Genomic DNA, 1,466 nt, shown 5'->3' with positions numbered 1-1,466 from the left:
TAGGATTATTATTCTTTTCCTCAATCTATTTTCTTCAAAAGTAGTACAAAAAGTTGAATATGAAGTTGCTGATTTACAAGAACAAAAATACCATTCTGGACACCTGTCTTCTGCAATATGGTCATTTAAAATCAAAGGCCAGCACAGTAGGTTCAGGATAATAAAAAAAATTCTTACGCTTGGCTCTATGCAAAGAGATTTTCTAAATTTCTTGCAACAAAATATCTTAAACTAGCAACCGAGTAGATCGGTAACTCCTGTCTGTCTAAGGCAGGGGCACGGAAAGTAATTAATGAGGATAAGTGATGAAGGTAATATTCGGTGTTTCTTTGTTATATATCATTGAAGGGAGGAATTTTACATGAATGAACTACTTATAAAAAGTGATGGAATAGAAATCTGTAGTGACAGTTTCGGAGAGCGAGGTAACCCAGCAATATTACTGATTATGGGGGCTCAATCCTCACTGATCTGGTGGGAGGAAGAATTCTGCCAGCGTTTGGCTGATACAGGTCGTTTTGTCGTTCGTTATGATAACCGAGATGTTGGCCGTTCTACAACTTACGAACCTGGTCATCCGGACTATACTTTCGAAGATATGGCGGATGATGTTATTCGGGTATTGGATGCTTATAAGATTGAACAAGCGCATATCGTAGGGATGTCCATGGGCGGGATGCTGACTCAAATGATCGCTCTGCGACATCCAGACAGAGTTCTAACCATTACCCTAATAGCAACGTCCAATTTTGCTCCCGCTCTTCCACCGATGGAGGAAAAGGTTACGGACTATTTCTCAAATATGGGAGCAATAGATTGGACGAACGAACAATCGGTGGTCGATTTTGTGGTGGGTAGATCAAGAATTCTAGTAGGTTCAAAACATCTCTTCGATGAAAATAAGGTTTATCAACTGGCAAAAGAAGAATGGAAAAGAAGCAACAATATGGCTAGTATGAACAATCATGCTATGCTGTCAGGTGGAGAATCCTATCTGGCTAGGACAGGGGAAATAAACGTTCCTACACTGATTATACACGGTACTGAAGATCCGATTATCTCTTATGAACATGGAAAACATCTTGCTAATGAAATTCAAGGTGCAGTTTTACTGACATTGGAAGGTGCCGGACATGAGCTTCACTATGACGACTGGGATTTAATTATTGATTCAATTTCGAAACACACTTTGATGCCAAATTAGTTTAATCCGCCGAACAATTAGATCAGGTAAATAGAGTAGAAAATGCAACTATGCAAAGTTGTCATCATGAATGTAGAGCTCTATCCTACGGGATAGGGCTTTTAGTGATTCGTAGTGAAATATTAGCTAAAAAATCTTTAGTGACATTATATTAGGATATTCTTTTTTAGGAAACAGAATGCATCTACATATCTGAAATTTACAGAAAATATCCGCTTCTATGGAAACTCTAAAAGCAAGATTGTCGGAACAAGATTATAAA

General features: G+C 38.2%; 1 protein-coding gene and 1 pseudogene. Both read left to right on the top strand.

What is annotated here, in order from left to right; translation table 11 throughout:
• Positions 1-235: pseudogene (locus ACQQ6X_RS01565) on the top strand (hypothetical protein); the annotation flags it as partial.
• A gap of 126 nt (positions 236-361) precedes the next feature.
• On the top strand, positions 362-1,204 hold the full coding sequence (locus ACQQ6X_RS01560) for an alpha/beta fold hydrolase (RefSeq protein WP_305167773.1): 843 nt from the start codon (positions 362-364) through the stop codon (positions 1,202-1,204).
• Positions 1,205-1,466 lie beyond the last annotated feature (262 nt).

Origin of the sequence: Paenibacillus ottowii (genome assembly GCF_050516475.1) — a bacterium.
Classification (GTDB): Bacteria; Bacillota; Bacilli; order Paenibacillales; family Paenibacillaceae; genus Paenibacillus; species Paenibacillus ottowii.
This window is presented reverse-complemented; position numbering and strand designations above follow the sequence as displayed.